Source organism: Aeromicrobium sp. CTD01-1L150, assembly GCF_041951745.1.
In the GTDB taxonomy this organism is placed as follows: domain Bacteria; phylum Actinomycetota; class Actinomycetes; order Propionibacteriales; family Nocardioidaceae; genus Aeromicrobium.
This window is the reverse complement of record NZ_CP169555.1, coordinates 3,345,197-3,364,098: the sequence shown is the minus strand read 5'-3', so window position 1 is coordinate 3,364,098 and position 18,902 is coordinate 3,345,197. Positions and strand designations below refer to the sequence as shown.

The window sequence follows — 18,902 nt, the reverse complement described above, 5'->3', positions numbered from 1 at the left end:
TGAGCGCATCAACGGACCGGGTCGTGGGTCTCGGGGTCGGTGGAGGCTGGGTCCTGCGAGCGACCGGAGGTCTCGGTGCCGGCGTTCTCGAAGCGGTACCCCATCCCGGGTTCGGTGAGGAAGTACCGGGGGCTGGGGGGCTCGGGCTCGAGCCGCTGGCGGATCTGGGTCATGAAGACCCGCAGGTAGTTGGTCTCCGTGCGGTAACCGGGTCCCCAGACCTCCTGGAGCAGCTGCTCGTAGCTCACCAGCCTGTCCTGGTTGCGGACCAGGACCTCCACGATGTGCCACTGCCGTGGAGTGAGGCGGACCGGCTCGCCCTCGCGCATCACTCGCTTGGCGGCGAAGTCGATGCTGAAGTCGGCGGTGGTGAGCACCGGATCGCCCTCAGGGAGCACGGCGCGGCGCGAGGCAGCCCGCAGGCGCGCGAACAGCTCGTCCATCCCGAACGGCTTGGTGAGGTAGTCATCGGCGCCCAGGTCGAGCGCACGGACCTTCATCGCCTCGGTCTCTCTCCCTGAGAGCACGACGATGGGGACGTTGGACCAGCCCCGGATACCGGCGATCACCTCCAGTCCGTCCATCCCGGGCAGTCCAAGATCGAGGATGATCACGTCGGGATGGTGAGATGCGGCCAGCTGGAGCGCGGCCTCGCCGGTGCCGGCGAGGTCGGCGGTGTAGCCACGTGCACGAAGGTTGATCTCCAGAGTCTTGCGCAGCCGGGCATCGTCGTCGACGACCAGCACCCGCGCGTGCGTGGCTTCCGGTGATGCGGATGTCGCTGTGGCCATGGTTGCTCTCTTCTGCGATCAGGTCCGAGCGAGGTCCTGGTGCCCGTCTCCGCGACGGAGGGGCTGTTCGCCGCGTCCTCGCTCGCTGCCCTGCAGGCCGGCTGGGGCCCGGTCCAGCAACCACACGAGTGCGGCGGCGAGCAGCCTTGCTACCGAGCATAGGGCCAGGGCGAGGAGGATGACCACGGCGTCGGCGGGTCCGGACACGCACGCGGCTCTCAGCCCGCGGTCGCATCGAGAGCGAGGTTGAGATCCAGCACGTTGACACCCTCCTCTCCGAGGAACCCGAGTCCGCGACCGGCCGTGTGGTCCTCGATGAGGCCGAGCACCCGCCCCACGGGGAGGTCACGGACGCGGGCGACCCGAGGTGCTTGGAGCGTGGCGTTGGCGACCGAGATCATGGGGTCCAGGCCTGACCCGGAGCCGGTGACGGCGTCGACGGGCACGTCGTGGTCGGTGGGCAGTCCGTTCACCTCCCGATAGGTCTTGGCCCGGGCGTCGATGGCGGCGAGGAGATCGGGGTTGGTCGCTCCCAGGTTGGCGCCCCCGCTGTCGCGGGGGTCGTAGCCGACGGCGGAGGGGCGCGGGTGGACGTAGCCGGGCTCGGTGAAGCCCTGGGCGATGAGCCGTGAGCCGACCACGGTTCCGTCCTGCCGGGCGAGGGAGCCGTTGGCCTGGTCGGGGAACACGGCCTGGCCGATGCCGGTGACGGTGAGCGGATAGAGGACGCCGGTCAGCATGGTGAAGAAGACCAGCATGCCGAGGGCCGGGACGAGCTGGCGGCGCATCAGGACACTCCCAGGGCTGAGATGACGAGGTCGATGATCTTGATCCCGACGAACGGCGCCACCAGGCCGCCGAGGCCGTAGATCAGCAGGTTGCGGCGCAGCATGTCCGCAGCACCGGTGGCTCTGACCCGGACGCCACGCAATGCGAGCGGGATCAGCGCGACGATGACCAGGGCGTTGAAGATGACCGCTGACAGGATGGCCGAACGGGGACTGTGCAGTGCCATGATGTTGAGTCCGTCCAGCGCCGGGAGGGCCCCGGCGAACATGGCGGGGATGATCGCGAAGTACTTGGCCACGTCGTTGGCGATCGAGAACGTGGTGAGCGCTCCGCGGGTGACGAGCAGCTGCTTGCCGATCTCGACGACCTCGATGAGCTTGGTCGGGTCGGAGTCGAGGTCGACCATGTTGCCCGCCTCCTTGGCGGCCTGGGTGCCGGTGTTCATGGCGACGCCGACGTCGGCACGGGCCAGCGCGGGAGCGTCGTTGGTGCCGTCACCGGTCATCGCGACCAGTGCACCGCGGGCCTGCTCCCGTGTGATGAGAGCCATCTTGTCCTCGGGTGTCGCTTCGGCGAGGAAGTCGTCAACACCTGCCTCGTCGGCGATGGCCTTCGCCGTCAGGGGGTTGTCGCCGGTGATCATCACCGTCCGGATCCCCATGGCACGAAGCTGCTCGAACCGTGCCCGCACACCGTCCTTGACGACGTCCTTGAGGTGGATCACGCCCAGGACGCGCGCCGTCCCGCCCACGGTGTCGAGCTCGGCGACCGCCAACGGCGTTCCGCCGCTGGTGGCGATCGCCCCGGTGACGACGTGGAGTGCCTCGGGCACGTGTCCACCGGCTTCCTGGACCCAGCCGGTGATGGCATCGATCGCGCCCTTGCGCAGGCTGCGTCCGCCCCGGACACCGCTGTGGTTCGTGACGTCGGGCAGGTCGATGCCGCTCATCCGGGTCTGGGCCGAGAACGCGACGAGCTCGCCGTCGATGGCGGCCTCACCAGGGTCGATGCAGTGGTGGTGCTCGGCGAAGGCGACGATCGAGCGCCCTTCGGGAGTCTCGTCGGCAGAGCTGGAGACCAGTGCGGCTTCGGCGAGCTCGGCGACTCTCACGTCGGGCATGGGAAGGAGCTCGGCCGCCTGGCGGTTGCCGACGGTGACGGTGCCGGTCTTGTCCAGCAGCAGGGTGGTGACGTCCCCGGAGGCCTCCACGGCCCGGCCGGACATGGCCAGCACGTTGTGCTGGACCATGCGGTCCATGCCGGCGATCCCGACCGCGGAGAGCAGAGCGCCGATCGTGGTGGGGATCAGGCACACCAGCAGTGCGAGCAGCACGATCACGTTCTGCTCCGCGCCGGAGTAGATCGCGAACGGCTGCAGGGTCACGACCGCGAGCAGGAAGACGATGGTCAGCCCGGAGAGCAGGATGTTGAGGGCGATCTCGTTGGGAGTCTTCTGCCGTGCGGCCCCCTCGACCAGCGAGATCATCCGGTCCAGGAAGGTCTCTCCGGCCTTGGCGGTGATCCGGACGACGATCCGGTCCGACAGCACTCGGGTGCCTCCGGTGACCGCGGACCGGTCGCCACCGGACTCGCGGATCACTGGGGCTGACTCGCCGGTGATCGCGGACTCATCGACGGTGGCAACCCCTTCGACGACGTCGCCGTCACCGGGGATGACCTGGCCGGCCTCGACCACGCGCTCGTCCCCGACCTGCAGGTCGGTGGCGGCAACCTCCTCGACCGAGCCGTCGGGGCGGCGCCGGTACGCGACGGTGTGCGTGCGGGCCCGCCGCAGGGTTGCTGCCTGCGCCTTGCCCCGTCCCTCGGCCATGGCTTCGGCGAAGTTGGCGAAGAGGACGGTGAACCACAGGAACAGGGCGACCAGCGCGGCGAACACGTTCTGTGCGGCCGAGGAGTCACCGAGCTGGGCGAAGAACAAGAGGGTGGTGAGCACGCTGCCGATCAGGACCACGAACATGACCGGGTTGGCGGCCTGGACGCGGGGATCGAGCTTGCGGACGCTCACACCGATCGCGCTTCGCGCGATGCTCGGGTCGAACAACGACTGCCTCGGACGAGGGTGTCGGTCCTGGTTGCTGTTGACGGGACCGTTGATCTCGGAAGAGATCTGCTCAGCGGGTTGTGACATGACGTTCTCCGCTCCTACAGCGACAGTTGTTCGAGGATGGGGCCCAGTGCCAGGGCGGGCAGGAAGGTGAGGCCGGCCACCACGAGCACCACGCCGACCACCAGGGCGCCGAACAGCGGAGTGTGCGTGGGCAGGGTGCCGGCGCTCGCGGGGACGGCGCTCTTGCGGGCCATCGACCCGGCGATGGCCAGGACAGGGATGATGAGCATGAACCGGCCGACCAACATCGCCAGGCCCTGGGTGATGGTGTACCAGTCGGTGGCCGAGTCGAGGCCGGCGAACGCCGAGCCGTTGTTGTTGGCGGCCGAGGTGAAGGCGTACAGGATCTCGGACAGGCCGTGTGCTCCTGGGTTGGACAGCGACTCCAGCGGCCCGGACAGCACCGCGGACGCCGCGGCGAATCCCAGCAGCACCGTGGGCATGGCCAGCAGGTACAGCATGATCAGCTTGATCTCGGCCGCCTGGATCTTCTTGCCCAGGTACTCCGGGGTGCGACCGACCATGAGGCCGGCGATGAAGACCGACAGGATCACCAGGATCAGCATGCCGTTGAGTCCGACGCCGACACCCCCCGGACTGATCTCACCGAGCATCATGTGCGTCAGTGCGATCCCGCCGCCCAGGGGCGTGGAGCTGTCGTGCATCGAGTTGACCGAGCCGTTGGAGGTGCCGGTGGTGGCTGCGGCCCACAACCCCGAAGCCGCCGTGCCGAATCGGGTCTCCTTGCCCTCCAGGTAGCCGCCGCCGGCCTGGTCGGTCGAGATCGATTGGTCGACGTTCAGTGCGTCCAGCCGGGGGTTGCCGTGGCCTTCGGCGAACATCGAACCGCACGACATCACCAGCATGACCGTGCCCATGATCGCGAACACCGCCCGGCCCTGCCGGCGGTCACCGATCATGCGCCCGTAGGTGAATGCGAGCGCGAACGGGATGATCACGATCGCCCAGGTCTGCACGAAGTTGCTGATCGAGGTCGCGTTCTCCATCGGGTGGGCGGAGTTCATGTCGAAGAACCCGCCGCCGTTGGTGCCCAGCTGCTTGATCGCCACCTGGCTCGCCCCCGGCCCACCGGGAATCGCCTGGCTGCCACCCTGCAGGGTCTGCGCGATGCGGAAGCCATGGAAGTTCTGGATCACGCCCTGGCTGATCAGGACGATCGCGACCACGAACGCCAAAGGCAGCAAGATGCGCAGCACCCCGCGGGTCAGGTCGACCCAGAAGTTGCCCAGCGTACTGGCACGGCGACGTGCCAGACCGCGGATCAAGGCGACCATGACCGCCATCCCGGCGGAAGCGGAGACGAAGTTCTGCACCGTCAGGCCGGCCATCTGCGTGAGGTGGCTCATCGTGGCCTCGCCGGCGTACGCCTGCCAGTTCGTGTTGGTCATGAAGCTGACCGCCGCGCTGAACGACACGTTCTCCGGTACTGCTGGCCTGTGCGTGGGGTTGAGCGGCAGGACCCCCTGCAGACGCTGCAGCAGGTACAGACCCATGAAGCAGACCAGGCTGAAGCTGAGCACCGAGAACGCATACACCGTCCACCGCTGCTCCTTGTCAGGATCGACCCGGCAGACTCGGTAGACCAACCGTTCGACGGGTAGGAAGACCCGGTCACCGAACGCCGTCCCACCGCCGTACACCGAAGCCACATGGCGGCCGAGAAGTGGCGCGGTGACCAGCACCACGAAGACCAGGGCCCCGAACTGGAACCACCCGGCAGCAGACATCGACAGTCCTCCAGACCTCTCAGAACCGCTCGGGGAACAGCAGCGCGACCACCAGGTACACCGCGAGCGGGAGCGCAACGAGCAAGGCCACGGCGTTCTCCCAGCTCATCGCTCGCTCCCTCCCTCCGTGCCCGCACCGAGCCGAGCGTCGCCGAGTGGACCTTCGTCGACCCCCTGTGGGCCGTCCGGCCCGGACACGAGATCGACACCAGGGGTGTCGCGGCCGACGATGCGGTCGCATGCGCGGACATACAGGTGGGCGAGCCCGAAGAAGACGAGCACGATGGTCACCAAGCCGAAGTCAGCCACGTGGGATTCCTCATCACTTGCAGTCGTCGGGTGCGCCAGGCGGCACTCCCGACTGATCACACTCGGCTCGTCCTCGGCACCCCGGCAAGACCGATTGCACTCTCTTAGCATCCGCAGGCTCCGGCTTAACGTCTTCTTTGTGCGGTGCCCTCGACCGGGCCGCTAAGGACTCGCTAACCGTCTTGGCCGCGCCGGGCTGTCGCGAGAGCATCGAGTAGCCGGGCACGGGCTCGGTCGGTCTGACCACGCTCCTGGCCAGGAGCCGGTCGCCAGGGTCCGGCAGATGACCACCCGAGCCACAGGAGGCTGACGAGATGGCACGCGGCAAGCTACGCATCTATCTCGGTGCCGCGCCCGGTGTGGGCAAGACCTACAAGATGCTCGAGGAAGGGCGCCGCCGGCGCGATCGAGGCACGGACGTGGTCGTCGGATACGTCGAGACCCACGACCGGCCCCACACCACCGCCCTGGTCGAGGGGCTCGAGACGGTGCCGCGCACCAGGCTGGACCATCGCGGCGTCGAGTTCGAGGAGATGGACCTCGACGGCATCCTGGCCCGCAACCCCGCCGTCGTCCTCGTCGACGAGCTCGCCCACACGAACGTGTCCGGCGCTCGCAACGTCAAGCGGTGGCAGGACGTCGAGGCGATCCTCGACGCCGGGATCGAGGTGATCACGACCGTCAACGTGCAGCACCTGGAATCTCTCAACGACGTCACCGAGGCCATCGTCGGCGTCCGTCAGCGGGAGACCGTGCCCGATGAAGTGGTTCGGGCCGCAGACCAGATCGAGCTCGTCGACATGTCCCCGCAAGCACTTCGCCGGCGAATGGCCCACGGCAACATCTACAAGCCCGAGAAGGTTGACGCCGCACTCTCCAACTACTTCCGCGAGGGCAACCTCACCGCCCTGCGCGAGCTCGCCCTGCTCTGGGTGGCCGACCGGGTGGAGGAGGGCCTCGAGCGGTACCGCGCCGACCACGACATCGACTCGACCTGGGCCACCCGCGACCGGATCATCGTCCCGGTCAGCGGTGGACCCGAGTCCACCGCCCTGATGCGCCGGGCAGCGCGGGTCTCCTCCCGCCGTTCCGGCGGGGAGTGGATGGCGCTCTACGTGACGCAGCAGGACGGCCTCAGTGGCGTCTCACCCGATCGGCTCACTGCGTTGCAGGCGAAGACCGAGCACCTCGGCGGCACGTTCCACACCGTTGTCGGGGACGACCCGGCGGAGGCGATCCTCGACTTTGCCCGTGCCGAGAACGCCAGTCAGATCATCATCGGCGCCAGCCGTCGCGGCCGCTTCCCCACACTCATGCGACCGGGCATCGGCGAGCGGGTCATCGACGGATCCGGGGAGATCGACGTCCTCGTCGTTACCCACGACTACGCCGGTCGACGGGCTCACAGCCGCCCCCGCCCCACCCGTGACAACCTGGGACGACGTCGGCGTCTGGCCGGTTACCTGTTCGGGATCCTCGCCCCGCTCGTGACCAGCCTGCTTCTGTGGTGGACATCGGCGTCCCACGGACTGTCCACCGAGTCGATGTTTCTCATGGTTGTCGTCGTCATCACCGCCCTGATCGGCGGACTGGTACCCGCGATCATCGCTGCCGTCGGGAGCGGCCTGCTCCTCAACTTCCTGTTCACCCCTCCGCTCTACACCTGGACCATCGCCGACGCCGAGAACGCCGTGGCGATCCTGTTGTTCATCGTGGTCGGCATCGCAGTCGCATCGGTGGTCGACCGAGCGGCGCGGGTGACCGAACAGGCACACGGTGCGCGCGCCGAGGCGAACGCGCTCACCGTGTTGTCCCACAGCCTCCTCACCTCCACCGACGACCTCGCGGGACTGCTCAGATCGGCCACATCCCTGTTCGGCGCCGCCGGCGCATCGGTGATCCACGAGGAACCGGACGGCACCAGGGTCACCGTCGCCAGCCACGGCAGGACGCCAACCATGGACGGAGGCCGGCAGTGCAGCGTCGACATCGACGACCACACCACCCTGAGCCTCACCGCGCCCGACCTCACGCCGTCCCAGCGCCGACTCCTCAAGGCGTACGCCGCCTACGCCAAGGTCATGACCGAACGAAAGCTGGCCACTGCCGCCGACCTCGAACGGCTCCGCCTGGCCGACGCCGATCGAACCCGGACCGCACTGTTGGCCGCGGTCTCACACGACCTGCGTACCCCCCTGGCTGCCGTCCGCGCCGCCGTCGACAGTCTGAGGTCGCAGGAGGTCACGTGGTCACCGGCTGACGAGGCCGAGCTCCTCAGCATCATCGACGACGGCACGACCCGACTCGCGACCCTGGTGGACAACCTTCTCGACATGAGCCGGATCCATACCGGCGCGGTCACTCCGGCAGTCACCGAGGTCGGCCTCGCCAGCGCTGTGCTGAACGCGCTACGCCCGCTCGACGATGCACACCGAATCGACGTCACCGTCGACCCCCGCCTCACGATCCTGGCCGATTCGGGGTTGCTGGACCGCGTACTGGCCAACATCTGCGACAACGCCCTGAAGTACACCCCCGTCGATGCAGCCATCCGTATCGACGCCGCCCACACCAACGGACACGTCACACTGCGTATCGCCGACAGCGGACCCGGCGTTCACGATCGCAACCACGACCGCCTGTTCGCCCCCTTCCAGCGTCTCGGCGACGTACCGCAGAACGACGGCGTCGGCCTTGGGCTCGCCGTCGCCCGCGGATTCACCGAGGCCATGAACGGAACCATCACCACCGAGGACACACCCGGCGGGGGGCTGACCTTCGTCCTGGAGTTCCCGGCTGCACAGGACCAGACGGCGGAGCCGCCGGACTCCATGGCCTGAGCGGCACGCCGACCTCGATCTGGGCATCCGCGTCGAGCAACCTGACCGCGTCGGCGGAGCTTCGCCGCGGTCTCCAGCCGGGGTCCAGACGATGCCCGCGATCCGTGCACCCGCGGAGAATCAGGACGGACGCGACGGCGTGTTCACGGAGGAGCCGCAGTCAGTCGGCGGTGAGAAGAGCGGTGGCGATCGCCGCGACACCCTCACCACGGCCGGTCAGACCGAGCCCGTCGGTGGTGGTGGCCGAGACGCTGACCGGGGCGCCCACGACATCGCTCAGCACCAGCTGCGCCTCGTCGCGCCGCGGCCCGAGCCTCGGGGCGTTGCCGATGACCTGGACCGCCACGTTGGAGATGGCGAAGCCCTCCTCCCGCACCCGGCGCACCGCCTCGGCGACGAAGGCGACGCCGGACGCCCCGGCCCACTGTGGGTCCGACGTCCCGAACATCGCGCCGATGTCACCCAGCCGGGCGGCCGACAACAGCGCGTCGACGACCGCGTGGCACGCGCAGTCGCCGTCGGAGTGCCCCGCCAGACCGGCCGGCTCCTCGGGCCAGTGCAGACCGGCCAGGTGCATGGGCTCACTGGCGACGAGCAGGTGGACGTCGGTGCCGATGCCGGTGCGCACGATCATGGCGCCATCCTGCCGCACGCGCTCCGTGCAGGGAGGTGCCCCCAGGCCCGGCACCCCCGATCGCGCGATGCGGCCAGATCAGCCCGGGCCGGTAGGGTTCGGGGGGTGAGTATCCGCCTCTACGACACCGCGACGCGCCAGCTGCGCGACCTCGACCCGGTCGTGCCCGGACACGTGGGCATCTACCACTGCGGACTCACCGTCCAGGGCCCTCCGCACATCGGCCACATCCGCAAGGAGGTGGTCTTCGACGTGCTGCGTCGCTGGCTGGAGCGCGACGGCTACGACGTCACCATCGTCGCCAACGTCACCGACATCGACGACAAGATCCTGGCCAAGGGTGCCGAGCAGGATCGGCCGTGGTTCGCCGTCGCCTATGAGAACGAACGCGCCCTCCATGCCGCGTACGAGGTGCTCGGCTGCCATCCGCCCACCTACGAGCCGAGGGCCACCGGCGTCGTCCCGGAGATGATCGAGCTCATGGAGACGCTCATCGAGCGAGGCCATGCCTATCCCGCCGACGACGGGTCCGGCGACGTCTACTTCGACGTCCGCTCCTGGCCCGCGTACGGCGAGCTGAGCAACCAGCACGTCGACGACATGCAGGCTGCCCCGGACGCGCCCGTCGACGGCAAGCGCGACCCACGTGACTTCGCGCTCTGGAAGGGCCACAAGGACGGTGACCCCGAGAGCGCCTCCTGGCCGACGCCGTGGGGCCGTGGTCGCCCCGGGTGGCACCTGGAGTGCTCGGCCATGGCCGCCAAGTACCTCGGAACGGAGTTCGACATCCACGGGGGCGGCCTGGACCTGCGCTTCCCGCACCACGAGAACGAGATCGCCCAGTCACGGGCCGCCGGGCAGCCGTTCGCGCGGCTCTGGATGCACAACGCGATGCTCAACCTCAGCGGCGCCAAGATGTCCAAGAGCGTCGGCAACACGCTCATGGTGAGCGAGGTGATCAAGCGGGTCCCGGCCATCGCGCTGCGCTACTACCTCGTGGCGGCGCACTACCGCTCCGTCCTGGAGTTCTCCGAGGAGGCGCTCGCCGAGGCCGTCGTGGCCTTCGAGCGCATCGACGGCTTCGTGCGGCGTGCAGCGGAACGCGTCGGTGCCGGTGAGCTCGGTGACGTCTGGCCCGGGTTCGCCGAGGCGATGGACGACGACCTCGCGGTCCCGGCAGCGCTCGCCGAGGTGCAGGCCGCCATCGGGGCAGGCAACAAGCTGCTCGCCGACGGCCCGGACGGGAGCGCAACCGACGAGCTCGTCGGCGTGCTCGGCTCGGTCCGGGCCATGCTCGACGTCCTCGGCCTGGACCCGCTCGCCGAGCAGTGGGACACCCCGACGTCCGACGACACGGCGATCAGCGCACTCGCGCCACTCGTGGACTCCCTGCTGCAGCAGCGGCAGGAGGCCCGCGCAGCCAAGGACTTCGCCACGGCCGATCGGGTACGCGACCAGCTCGGTGCCGCCGGCATCGAGATCGAGGACACCGCACAGGGCCCGCGATGGTCCGTGAAGGGCAGCTGATGGCCGGCAACAGCAACCGCCGCGGAGCGGTCAAGAAGACGCAGAAGGGCAACCCCACCGCCGGCTCGGGCGGGCGGCGTCGCAAGGGCCTGTCGGGCAAGGGCCCCACCCCGCGCGCGGAGGAGCGCCCCAACCACAAGGCGTACAAGATGGCGCGCGCCGCCGACAAACGCGAGTCGGCCAAGCCCAGGCGCGGCAAGAGCGACGGCGGCCCGGAGTGGGTGGCCGGCCGCAACAGCGTCGTGGAGCTGCTGCGCGCCGGTGTCCCCGTCGCCGGCCTGTACGTCGCCGAAGGGGTGGAGCGGGACGACCGGCTCCGGGAGATCTTCCGGCTGGCAGCCGAGCAGCACGTCTCGTTGATGGAGATCGGCCGGGTCGAGCTGGACAAGCTCACCGGCGGTGCTGTCCACCAGGGAGTGGCCGCCAAGCTGAACGCCTACGACTACGCGCACCCCGACGAGCTCCTCGCCCTCGCCGAGGAGCGCAGTGAGCCGGCGCTCGTCGTGATGCTGGACGGCGTCACGGACCCGCGCAACCTCGGGGCCGTGGTGCGCTCCGCATCGGGGTTCGGCGCGCACGGTGTGGTCATCGCGGAGCGTCGTTCGGCGCAGATGACCGCCGCGGCATGGAAGACGTCGGCCGGTGCCGCCGCCCGTGTGCCGGTGGCCCGTGCGACCAACCTGACACGCCAGCTCAAGGCCTACCAGGAAGCGGGGCTGATGGTGGTGGGTCTGGCCGCTGACGGCGACGTCTCCCTGCCCGACCTCGACCTCGCTGACGGTCCCCTGGTGGTGGTCATCGGCAGCGAGGGCAAGGGCATCTCCCGACTCGTCGGGGAGACGTGCGATGCCATGGTCTCGATCCCGATGGCATCACACCTGGAGTCGCTGAATGCCGGCGTCGCCGCCGGCATCGCGCTCTACGCGGTCGCGCAGCGCCGGGCCTAAGCGAGGACTTGAGGCCTTGCGTCGACGTGGTCTCGATACACCGGCTCGCAGAGCTCGCCGTCGTACTCGACCACCGAGAAGCATGCGCGACGTACTCGGTGGTTGAGTAGCGGAGGCCGCCCGCGGCCGAGCCGTCTCGAAACCATGACACTCGAGCGCGTCGAGGTCTCACTCCTCGGGGTAGCCCTGGGGGTTCTGCGACTGCCAGGCCCACGTGTCGCGGCAGGTGTCGTCGATGGTGCGCTTGGCGGTCCAGCCCAGCTGCTCGGTGGCGCGCGTGGTGTCGGCCCAGAACGCCGGGAGGTCGCCCGGGCGACGCTCCACGATCTCGTGGGGCAGCTCGCGTCCGGCGGCCCGCTCGAAGGCGCGCAGCATCTGCAGCACCGACGTCCCCCTGCCACCGCCGAGGTTCCACGCGCCGACACCCGGATCGCGTCGGGCAATGGCATCGAGCGCGGCGACGTGGCCCTCGGCGAGGTCGTCGACGTGCAGGTAGTCGCGCTCGCAGGTGCCGTCGGCCGTGGGGTAGTCGCCTCCGAAGATCGACAGCTTCTCGCGACGACCCACCGCCACCTGCGCGATGAACGGCAGCAGGTTGTTGGGGATGCCCTTCGGGTCCTCGCCGATGCGTCCCGAGGGGTGCGCACCCACGGGGTTGAAGTAGCGCAGCAGCGCGATGCGCCACGTCGGGTCGGCCTGGGCGACGTCGCGCAGGATGCGCTCGATCATCACCTTGGTCTGCCCGTACGGGCTCGCAGCCTCCAGTGGTTCGTAGTCCTCCTGGTAGGGCACCGGCGCGTTAGCCCCGTAGACGGTGGCCGAGGAGGAGAACACGAACATCTTGACGTCATGCCGGGCGAGCGCACCCAGCAGGGACGTCGTGCAACCGATGTTGTTCTCGTAGTACGCCAGCGGCTCGCGCCAGCTCTCACCCACGGCCTTGAGCCCCGCAAAGTGCACGACACCGTCGTAGCTGCCCTGGGCGACGAGATCGTCGGTGGCCTCCTGGTCGGTGAGCTCGACGACGTGCAGAGGAATGGAGGTGTCGGTGATCTCCTCCACCCGACGCACCGCCTCGGCCTTGCCGTTGACGAGGTTGTCGGCGATCTCCACCTCGTGCCCGGCACTGATGAGCGAGACGGCCGTGTGGGTACCGATGTAGCCGGCGCCGCCGGTCACGAGAACACGCATGGCTCCACCTTAGGGTGCCTCAGGCGAGCGCCTCGGGAGCGATGTCCTCGGGGCGCCTCGGCCGTGGGACGGAGACGACCTCTGGCGGCAGCCCCCACTCGTCACGCCCGAGGCGGGACAACGGGGCGAGCTGTTCGAACTGTGGATGCGTGTCGTCGAGCACACCGTCGGCGACGGTGACGGTCACGACGTCACCCAGGACCAGCACCGAGTCACCCAGCTCGTGGGTGGAGTGCAGCGTGCACTCCAGCGACGCCGGGGATTCCGCGACGCGCGGAGGTGCCACGTGGGAGCTCGGCTCCATCGCGATGCCGAGGGCTGCTGCCTCGTCGACATCGGCGGGGAAGCGGGCGCTGCTGTGGTTGACGTGCTCCAGCAGGTCACGGTGTGCCAGGTTCACCACGAACTCACCGGTGGCGACGACGTTGGCGAGCGTGTCCTTGTGGCCGACCGAGGCGAAGGAGACGATCGGCGGCCGCGCGCACGCGACGTTGAAGAACGAGTGGGGCGCGAGGTTGCCCGTACCGTGGACGTCGAGGGTGGAGACCCATGCGATGGGACGCGGCACCACCAGCGCGGTCAGCAGTCGGTAGGCGTCGACGTCGGGGGAGTCGGTGCGAAGGACGGTACGCATGGGGTGATTGTCCCGCGCCGTCGTGGCGGGCTGCGTCCCGAGGCCGTCCCGGCCAGCCGGGCCCACCTACGCGGCCGGGGTCAGTGCAGCGATGGAGTCGTCGTCGCACGTCGCCCAGAACTGGCCGACGACGTCCTCGACGTGGCTGAAGGAGTCCGCCGCGTAGAGCACCTCCTGGTAGTGGGTGATGTCGTACTCGGTGGTGCCCATGGTGACCAGGTCGAGAGGGAGGATCGTCATCTGCCGGAACTCCTCGATCTCGCCGGGGCTGGACAGGATGCCGGCGCCGTAGGCCTTGAGGCCGTCGGGTTCGTGCAGCACACCGAACTCCAGCGTGAACCAGAAGACCTTGCTGACGAACTCCAGCGCCGCATCGCTCTCCACCCGGCGGGCGGCGGCTCCGGCGGCCTCGTAGAGCGCGGTGAACCTCGGGTGGGCCAGTGTGTTGCCGTGTCCGACGACCTCGTGCAGGACGTCGGGCTCCGGCGTGTAGAGCGGGACGGAGTGGTGTCGGACGTACTGCGTCGCCCAGAACTGGCGGTCGGCGAGGACGCCGTAGAAGTCGCGCAGGGGGACCAGCCCGGCGGCGGGCCGGTACCGGAAGCCGGTGATCGGCTCCAGCGCGGCGCTGAGGTCCTCCAGCTGGGGGACGTGGTCGACCGGGAGGCCGAGTGCCTCCTTGCCCTCCAGGAACTCCCGGCACGCGTAGGTACGGTGCTTGGCCTGCAGGTCCTCGCTGACGACGCGCCAGACCTCGTGCTCGGCATCGGTGTACTCGACGCGGGGGCACGGCTCGCCCGGCTGCCAGGCGGCGGCGGTCGTGGCCAGCAGGTCGCGGCGCTCGCGGTAGACGGGGTCGTGGAGGCCGGGATGGTCCTGGCCCAGCTGGACCTCCATGCTGCCGTCGGACCTCGCGACGATGGGTGCGAAGTACTGACCTTCCTCGAACATGATGCCTCCAGATGAGGACCCGGGTCTCGGGGTCCGATGCGCCCGTGTCGGGGTGTGACACGGCTCACCTCCATCAAACCACGGTGCCCGAGGAAGTCAGAAGGCCTGATGGGTCCCGAAGGTCCGCTGCCAGTAGGCGAGAGGCCGGCCGCCGGAGGCTTCGGCGGCGAGGACGTCGCCCAGTACCAGCGTGTGGTCGCCCGCCGGTATCGTGCTGGCGACGTCGGCCAGGATCCAGGCGTGGGTCTCATCAAGACGGGGTGCGCCGTCATCGGTCCAGGCGATGTCGGCGAAGCGGTCGTGAACTTTGGTGGCGAACCGCAGCGCCACCTGGTCCTGGTGTGCGGCCAGCACGTTGATGCCGAACGTGCCGCCACGGCTCAGCCGGGCGAGCAGGCTCGACGTGCGCGCCAACGACAGCAACACCTTGGGCGGATCCATGGACACCGACATCACGCTGTTGAGTGTCGTGCCGTGTGGGCGACCTCCGGCGGAGGTGGTCACGATCGTCAGACCGGTCGTGAAGTTGGCCATCGCCGTTCGCAGGGCATGGTCAAGTCCCGTGTCCACGGAGACACTCATGTCGGCGCCGTCCACGAGAAGGCTCCGATGACTCGCCTGCCCGGGCTTGCTCACGCCAGAACCCCGGAGCGGCGCAGGAGGGGCTTGACGCCTTCGGCGAACCAGTAGGCCTCCTCGACGTGCGGGTACCCGGACAGGATGAACTCGTCGATGCCGAGCGCATGGAACTCCTCGATCCGTTTGGCGACCTCGGCGTTGGAGCCGACGAGAGCCGTGCCGGCACCGCCGCGGACCAGTCCGACGCCGGCCCAGAGACCCGGTGAGACTTCGAGGTCGCGCGCCTCGCGGGTGCCGCGACTGATCGCATGGAGGGATCGCATCCGTTGCTGGCCCACCGAGAGCGAGCGGGCCAGGGCCTCCTGCGCCTTGTCCACCTCGGCAGGGTCGAGTTGGTCGAGGAGCGCCTGGGCCTCGGCCCACGCCTGCTCGGAGGTGTCTCGGGTGAGCACGTGCAACCGGATACCGAAGCGAAGCTCGCGGCCCTGGTCCTTGGCCAGCCTTCGGATCCAGTCGAGCTTTTCGGCAACCTGCTCCGGTGGCTCGCCCCACGTCAGGTAGACATTAGCGTGCCGTGCGGCGACGGGTCCGGCCGGACGGGAGGACCCGCCGAAGTAGATTTGTGGCGTCGGGTCGGGAGCCTCTCGCGTCCGGGCGTCCGTGACCTGGAAATACTCGCCGTCGAAGTCGAAGCTGCCCTCCCATGCCCCGCGCACGACGGTCAGGAACTCGTCGGTGCGGGCGTACCTCTCGGCCTGGGAGATCTGGTCGCCGAAACGGGCCTGCTCCGCCGGCTCCCCGCCGGTGACGACGTTCAGCAGCAGCCTCCCACGGGAGACGCGCTGGTAGGTCGCCGCCATCTGGGCGGCCAGCGTCGGGGAGAGGGCACCTGGTCGGAAGGCCACGAGGAACTTCAGCCGTTCTGTCTCGCGGATCAGTGCGGCAGTGGTGAGCCACGCGTCCTCGCACCATGTGCCGGTGGGTGTCAGCAACCCCTCGTAGCCGAGCTGCTCGGCGGCCCGGGCGACCTGAGCAAGGTAGTCGATTTCTGGTTCCCGGAACGCCGCGGCTGTACCGGGCGCGCCGCTCGGGCGGCCCACGCCCTGCGGCACGCTGTGACCGCCGCCGACGAGCGTGCGCCCGTCGCCCGTGGTGGGCAGGAACCAGTGGAAGGTGGTGGTCATAGTGGTTCTCCTGGGAAGGGTCAGGTCAGTCACCGGCGGTCATCACTGTCGGGCGGCTTCGAGAACCGCGGCGTCGAAGGTGTCGACGAAGTAGTCCGTGAGGTCCGGGTCGCCGTCCACCTGCCCCTGTTCGGCGAAGGCGTCCCACATCTCCTGCTCCGACTCGACGGCGTCGGGCACGGCGATCGGCGTGAAGCTGCGCCGCGAGATCGCCCGTTCGGTCACCTCGACGGGCAGGCCGGTGTCCTCGGCCCAGCGCTTCGCCCAGACGTCGGGGTTCTCGTTCGTCCAGACCTGAGCGCGGGCGATGCGCGCCAGGTAGTCCTCGATGGCGGCCCGGGTGGCGTCGTCCTCGAGGGCCGCGTCGGAGGCCACCTGGAAGACGAGGCCGTTGACGAGACCCTTGCCGGAGGACAGCACGTGGGCGTCGACGTCCAGCTCGGCCTGCGACGTGAATGGGTCCCAGATCGCCCAGGCATCGACGTGGCCGCCCTTGAAGGCGGCGAGCCCCTCGGCGGGCTGGACGAAGACGGGCTCGATGTCGTCCCATCCCAGTCCGGAGGCGGCAAGCTGGGCGAGCAGGTTGAAGTTGGCCGAACTGCCCTTGGCGACGGCCACCTTCTTGCCCTTGAGATCCTCCACCGACCGCAGGTCTGAGTCCTTCGGTACGACGATCGCGTCGCCCTCGGCGCTCTGCTCCGAGCCCTGGACAACCTTGAGGTCCTTGCTTTCGTTGATGGCGAACAGGGGTGGCGTGTTGCCGACACCGCCGATGTTGACCGCGTTACTGCTGACGGCGTCGAGCAACGGCGGTCCGGAGGTGAACGGCTTGAACTCGATGTCGTACTCGACGTCCTCCAGCTCACCGGCTGCACCGAGCAGGGCTTCGGAGCCACCTTTCTGGTCGCCGACGACGAGCGTCACCTCGGACAGGTTGACTGAGCCGTCATCACGTACCGCATCGGCGTTGGTCGTGCCGCACGCCGCAGCCGCCAGGGCGATGGACGCGGTCAGGGCGAGGATGGTGAGGGGACGCTTCATGGTGGTTCTCTTCACGATGGGGTCTTCTCTCTGGTCGAGCTCGGCCCGTGGACGCCGAGGTGGTGGAGAAGCTCGTCGCGGTGTGTGACGAGCTGGGGGTCGTGCAGGGTGCGGGGTCGGTCCTGGTCGAGGCGCGCTTCGTGAACGATCCGACCGCCGTCGAGCACGATGACCCGGTCAGCGATCTGGAGCGCCTCGTCGACGTCATGGGTGACGAGCAGGACGGCGGGACGATGACGGCCCCACACCTTCAGCAACAGGTCATGCATCTCGATACGCGTGAGGGCGTCGAGCGCGCTGAACGGCTCGTCGAGCAGGAGCAGGCCGGGCTCACTCACCAGCGCCCGGGCCAGCGACGCACGCTGTGCCTGACCGCCGGACAGCGTCACGGGCCACACGTCGGCCTTGTCCGTGAGGCCGACTTCGGCGAGCAGCTTGCGGGCGCGGGCGTCTCGCTCGCGTGTGGTGCCGGTATGCAGGCCGAGAGCCACGTTGAAAGCGACGCGACGCCAGGGGAACAGGCGCGGTTCCTGGAAGGCGACCGACGTAACTCCGTCGACGCGGAGCCTGCCTCGCTGGGGTTGGTCGAGCTCGGCCAGCAGGCGCAGGAGCGTCGACTTGCCGGAGCCGCTGCGCCCCAGGAGTGCCACGAGCTCGCCGGCAGCGATGTCGAGGTCGAGGTCGTCGAGCACCACCTCGTCGCCGAAGGAGCGATGGACGCCCTGGATGCGAACGGCGGCTGCGGTGCCGGCCGTGGGTACGGGGGTGGGGATCAGCCGGTTCGCCATGCGAGGGCCTTCCTCTCGATGTAGCGGACGAGGGAGTCGGTGAGTAGACCGAGGGAGCTGTAGATCAACAGGCCGCCGACCATCTCCCCGGTCCGGTTGAAGCTCGCGGCATCCATGACGATGAACCCGATCCCGGACGTAGTGTTGATCTGCTCGGCGACGATGAGCGTCAGCCAAGCGACGCCGAGGCTCAGGCGCAGACCCACGAGCGCGGATGGCAGCGCGGCGGGGAGCACCACCTGGCGCAGCCGCTCCCACTGTGAGAGTCCGAGAACGCGTGCGGCGTCGAGGAACTTCTGGTCGACCCCCCGCACACCGGCATAGGTGTTGACGTAGAGCGGGAACGAGACGCCGAGGGCGATGATCGCGACCTTGGGGGTCTCATCAATCCCGAACCACAGCACCAGCAACGGCAGCAGGCCGAGATGGGGGACCGTGCGCAGCATCTGCATCGGGGGGTCGATCGCGTTCTCGCCGAGCCGCGACAGGCCGGCCAACACGGCGAGGACGACGCCGACCGTCGCGCCGATCGTGAAGCCGAGCAGCACACGCTGCCCCGACACGGCGACGGCGTCCTGCAGCTCCCCCTCCGACCACAGACGGGTGAGGGACTCGAAGATCGCGGCAGGGGAGTCGAGCTTGTCCGGTGGGAGGAGCCCGGTGCTGGAGGCGGTCTGCCAGAGCGCGAGCAGCGTGATGGGGCTGACTGCGCGATGCCACCCGGGGGTGCGGCGTCGTCGGTTGCTCTCGTGAACCGGGGTGGTCGACGTGGTGCTGGACATGCCACCACGGTGAACGTTCAGTGGCGGCTCACGGGGCCT

The 18,902-nt window shown here is 69.1% G+C and carries 18 protein-coding genes; 3 read left to right on the top strand and 15 right to left on the bottom strand.

The annotated features are described in order from the left end of the window. Positions 1-8: 8 nt before the first annotated feature. The 6 genes from ACEVFP_RS16655 to ACEVFP_RS16630 all read right to left on the bottom strand — a co-directional run bounded on the left by ACEVFP_RS16655 (position 9) and on the right by ACEVFP_RS16630 (position 5,765). Positions 9-791: a response regulator transcription factor gene (locus ACEVFP_RS16655; protein ID WP_375000565.1), complete on the bottom strand. Its 783-nt coding sequence runs from the start codon at positions 789-791 to the stop codon at positions 9-11. Positions 792-1,009: 218 nt separating this feature from the next. Further along, positions 1,010-1,579 (bottom strand): K(+)-transporting ATPase subunit C, encoded by a 570-nt coding sequence (kdpC, locus tag ACEVFP_RS16650; RefSeq protein WP_375000564.1) that lies wholly within the window; start codon positions 1,577-1,579, stop codon positions 1,010-1,012. Further along, positions 1,579-3,729, bottom strand: coding sequence for a potassium-transporting ATPase subunit KdpB (kdpB, locus tag ACEVFP_RS16645; RefSeq protein ID WP_375000563.1), 2,151 nt, complete (start codon positions 3,727-3,729; stop codon positions 1,579-1,581). The genes kdpC and kdpB overlap by 1 nt, the downstream gene beginning before the upstream one ends. A gap of 14 nt (positions 3,730-3,743) precedes the next feature. Next, positions 3,744-5,456: a potassium-transporting ATPase subunit KdpA gene (gene kdpA / locus ACEVFP_RS16640; protein WP_375000562.1), complete on the bottom strand. Its 1,713-nt coding sequence runs from the start codon at positions 5,454-5,456 to the stop codon at positions 3,744-3,746. A gap of 19 nt (positions 5,457-5,475) precedes the next feature. Next, positions 5,476-5,565 (bottom strand): K(+)-transporting ATPase subunit F, encoded by a 90-nt coding sequence (gene kdpF / locus ACEVFP_RS16635; protein WP_375000561.1) that lies wholly within the window; start codon positions 5,563-5,565, stop codon positions 5,476-5,478. Continuing rightward, on the bottom strand, positions 5,562-5,765 hold the full coding sequence (locus tag ACEVFP_RS16630; RefSeq protein WP_375000560.1) for a hypothetical protein: 204 nt from the start codon (positions 5,763-5,765) through the stop codon (positions 5,562-5,564). The genes kdpF and ACEVFP_RS16630 overlap by 4 nt, the downstream gene beginning before the upstream one ends. 314 nt (positions 5,766-6,079) lie before the next feature. On the opposite strand from ACEVFP_RS16630, the gene ACEVFP_RS16625 reads away from it, so the two are divergent. After that, positions 6,080-8,605, top strand: a complete 2,526-nt coding sequence (locus ACEVFP_RS16625; protein ID WP_375000559.1) for an ATP-binding protein — start codon at positions 6,080-6,082, stop codon at positions 8,603-8,605. A 160-nt stretch (positions 8,606-8,765) separates the two neighbouring features. On the opposite strand, the gene ispF is transcribed toward ACEVFP_RS16625, so the two are convergent. Then, positions 8,766-9,239 (bottom strand): 2-C-methyl-D-erythritol 2,4-cyclodiphosphate synthase, encoded by a 474-nt coding sequence (ispF, locus tag ACEVFP_RS16620; RefSeq protein ID WP_375000558.1) that lies wholly within the window; start codon positions 9,237-9,239, stop codon positions 8,766-8,768. 105 nt (positions 9,240-9,344) lie between these two features. On the opposite strand from ispF, the gene cysS reads away from it, so the two are divergent. Both cysS and rlmB read left to right on the top strand, forming a co-directional pair. Further along, positions 9,345-10,766, top strand: coding sequence for a cysteine--tRNA ligase (gene cysS, locus ACEVFP_RS16615; protein WP_375000557.1), 1,422 nt, complete (start codon positions 9,345-9,347; stop codon positions 10,764-10,766). Beyond that, positions 10,766-11,713, top strand: coding sequence for a 23S rRNA (guanosine(2251)-2'-O)-methyltransferase RlmB (gene rlmB / locus ACEVFP_RS16610; RefSeq protein ID WP_375000556.1), 948 nt, complete (start codon positions 10,766-10,768; stop codon positions 11,711-11,713). The genes cysS and rlmB overlap by 1 nt, the downstream gene beginning before the upstream one ends. Before the next feature lie 168 nt (positions 11,714-11,881). Here the strand turns inward: rlmB and galE are convergent, their stop codons facing one another. From galE to ACEVFP_RS16570, 8 genes are all read right to left on the bottom strand, one after another. Next, the gene (gene galE, locus ACEVFP_RS16605) at positions 11,882-12,904 is read right to left on the bottom strand and encodes a UDP-glucose 4-epimerase GalE (protein WP_375000555.1); all 1,023 of its coding nucleotides are present in this window, start codon (positions 12,902-12,904) and stop codon (positions 11,882-11,884) included. A gap of 19 nt (positions 12,905-12,923) precedes the next feature. Further along, positions 12,924-13,538 (bottom strand): flavin reductase family protein, encoded by a 615-nt coding sequence (locus ACEVFP_RS16600; RefSeq protein WP_375000554.1) that lies wholly within the window; start codon positions 13,536-13,538, stop codon positions 12,924-12,926. Positions 13,539-13,604: 66 nt separating this feature from the next. After that, entirely contained in the window at positions 13,605-14,489 is an 885-nt protein-coding gene (locus ACEVFP_RS16595) for a phenylalanine 4-monooxygenase (protein WP_375000553.1), read from the bottom strand. A 96-nt stretch (positions 14,490-14,585) separates the two neighbouring features. Next, the gene (locus ACEVFP_RS16590; protein ID WP_375000552.1) at positions 14,586-15,125 is read right to left on the bottom strand and encodes a flavin reductase family protein; all 540 of its coding nucleotides are present in this window, start codon (positions 15,123-15,125) and stop codon (positions 14,586-14,588) included. Then, positions 15,122-16,252 (bottom strand): LLM class flavin-dependent oxidoreductase, encoded by a 1,131-nt coding sequence (locus tag ACEVFP_RS16585; RefSeq protein WP_375000551.1) that lies wholly within the window; start codon positions 16,250-16,252, stop codon positions 15,122-15,124. The genes ACEVFP_RS16590 and ACEVFP_RS16585 overlap by 4 nt, the downstream gene beginning before the upstream one ends. Positions 16,253-16,294: 42 nt before the next feature. Next, the gene (locus ACEVFP_RS16580; protein WP_375000550.1) at positions 16,295-17,293 is read right to left on the bottom strand and encodes an ABC transporter substrate-binding protein; all 999 of its coding nucleotides are present in this window, start codon (positions 17,291-17,293) and stop codon (positions 16,295-16,297) included. Between the two features lie 11 nt (positions 17,294-17,304). Next, positions 17,305-18,081, bottom strand: a complete 777-nt coding sequence (locus ACEVFP_RS16575) for an ABC transporter ATP-binding protein (protein ID WP_375000549.1) — start codon at positions 18,079-18,081, stop codon at positions 17,305-17,307. Next, on the bottom strand, positions 18,066-18,863 hold the full coding sequence (locus ACEVFP_RS16570) for an ABC transporter permease (protein ID WP_375000548.1): 798 nt from the start codon (positions 18,861-18,863) through the stop codon (positions 18,066-18,068). The genes ACEVFP_RS16575 and ACEVFP_RS16570 overlap by 16 nt, the downstream gene beginning before the upstream one ends. Positions 18,864-18,902 lie beyond the last annotated feature (39 nt).

Coding starts and splice junctions, on each gene's coding strand:
- kdpC (WP_375000564.1), bottom strand. CDS start 1,579: ATGCGCCGCCAGCTCGTCCCGGCCCTCGGCATGCTGGTCTTCTTCACC.
- ACEVFP_RS16570 (WP_375000548.1), bottom strand. CDS start 18,863: ATGTCCAGCACCACGTCGACCACCCCGGTTCACGAGAGCAACCGACGA.
- galE (WP_375000555.1), bottom strand. CDS start 12,904: ATGCGTGTTCTCGTGACCGGCGGCGCCGGCTACATCGGTACCCACACG.
- kdpF (WP_375000561.1), bottom strand. CDS start 5,565: ATGAGCTGGGAGAACGCCGTGGCCTTGCTCGTTGCGCTCCCGCTCGCG.
- rlmB (WP_375000556.1), top strand. CDS start 10,766: ATGGCCGGCAACAGCAACCGCCGCGGAGCGGTCAAGAAGACGCAGAAG.
- ispF (WP_375000558.1), bottom strand. CDS start 9,239: ATGATCGTGCGCACCGGCATCGGCACCGACGTCCACCTGCTCGTCGCC.
- ACEVFP_RS16595 (WP_375000553.1), bottom strand. CDS start 14,489: ATGTTCGAGGAAGGTCAGTACTTCGCACCCATCGTCGCGAGGTCCGAC.
- ACEVFP_RS16625 (WP_375000559.1), top strand. CDS start 6,080: ATGGCACGCGGCAAGCTACGCATCTATCTCGGTGCCGCGCCCGGTGTG.
- ACEVFP_RS16600 (WP_375000554.1), bottom strand. CDS start 13,538: ATGCGTACCGTCCTTCGCACCGACTCCCCCGACGTCGACGCCTACCGA.
- kdpA (WP_375000562.1), bottom strand. CDS start 5,456: ATGTCTGCTGCCGGGTGGTTCCAGTTCGGGGCCCTGGTCTTCGTGGTG.
- ACEVFP_RS16575 (WP_375000549.1), bottom strand. CDS start 18,081: ATGGCGAACCGGCTGATCCCCACCCCCGTACCCACGGCCGGCACCGCA.
- ACEVFP_RS16655 (WP_375000565.1), bottom strand. CDS start 791: ATGGCCACAGCGACATCCGCATCACCGGAAGCCACGCACGCGCGGGTG.
- ACEVFP_RS16585 (WP_375000551.1), bottom strand. CDS start 16,252: ATGACCACCACCTTCCACTGGTTCCTGCCCACCACGGGCGACGGGCGC.
- kdpB (WP_375000563.1), bottom strand. CDS start 3,729: ATGTCACAACCCGCTGAGCAGATCTCTTCCGAGATCAACGGTCCCGTC.
- ACEVFP_RS16580 (WP_375000550.1), bottom strand. CDS start 17,293: ATGAAGCGTCCCCTCACCATCCTCGCCCTGACCGCGTCCATCGCCCTG.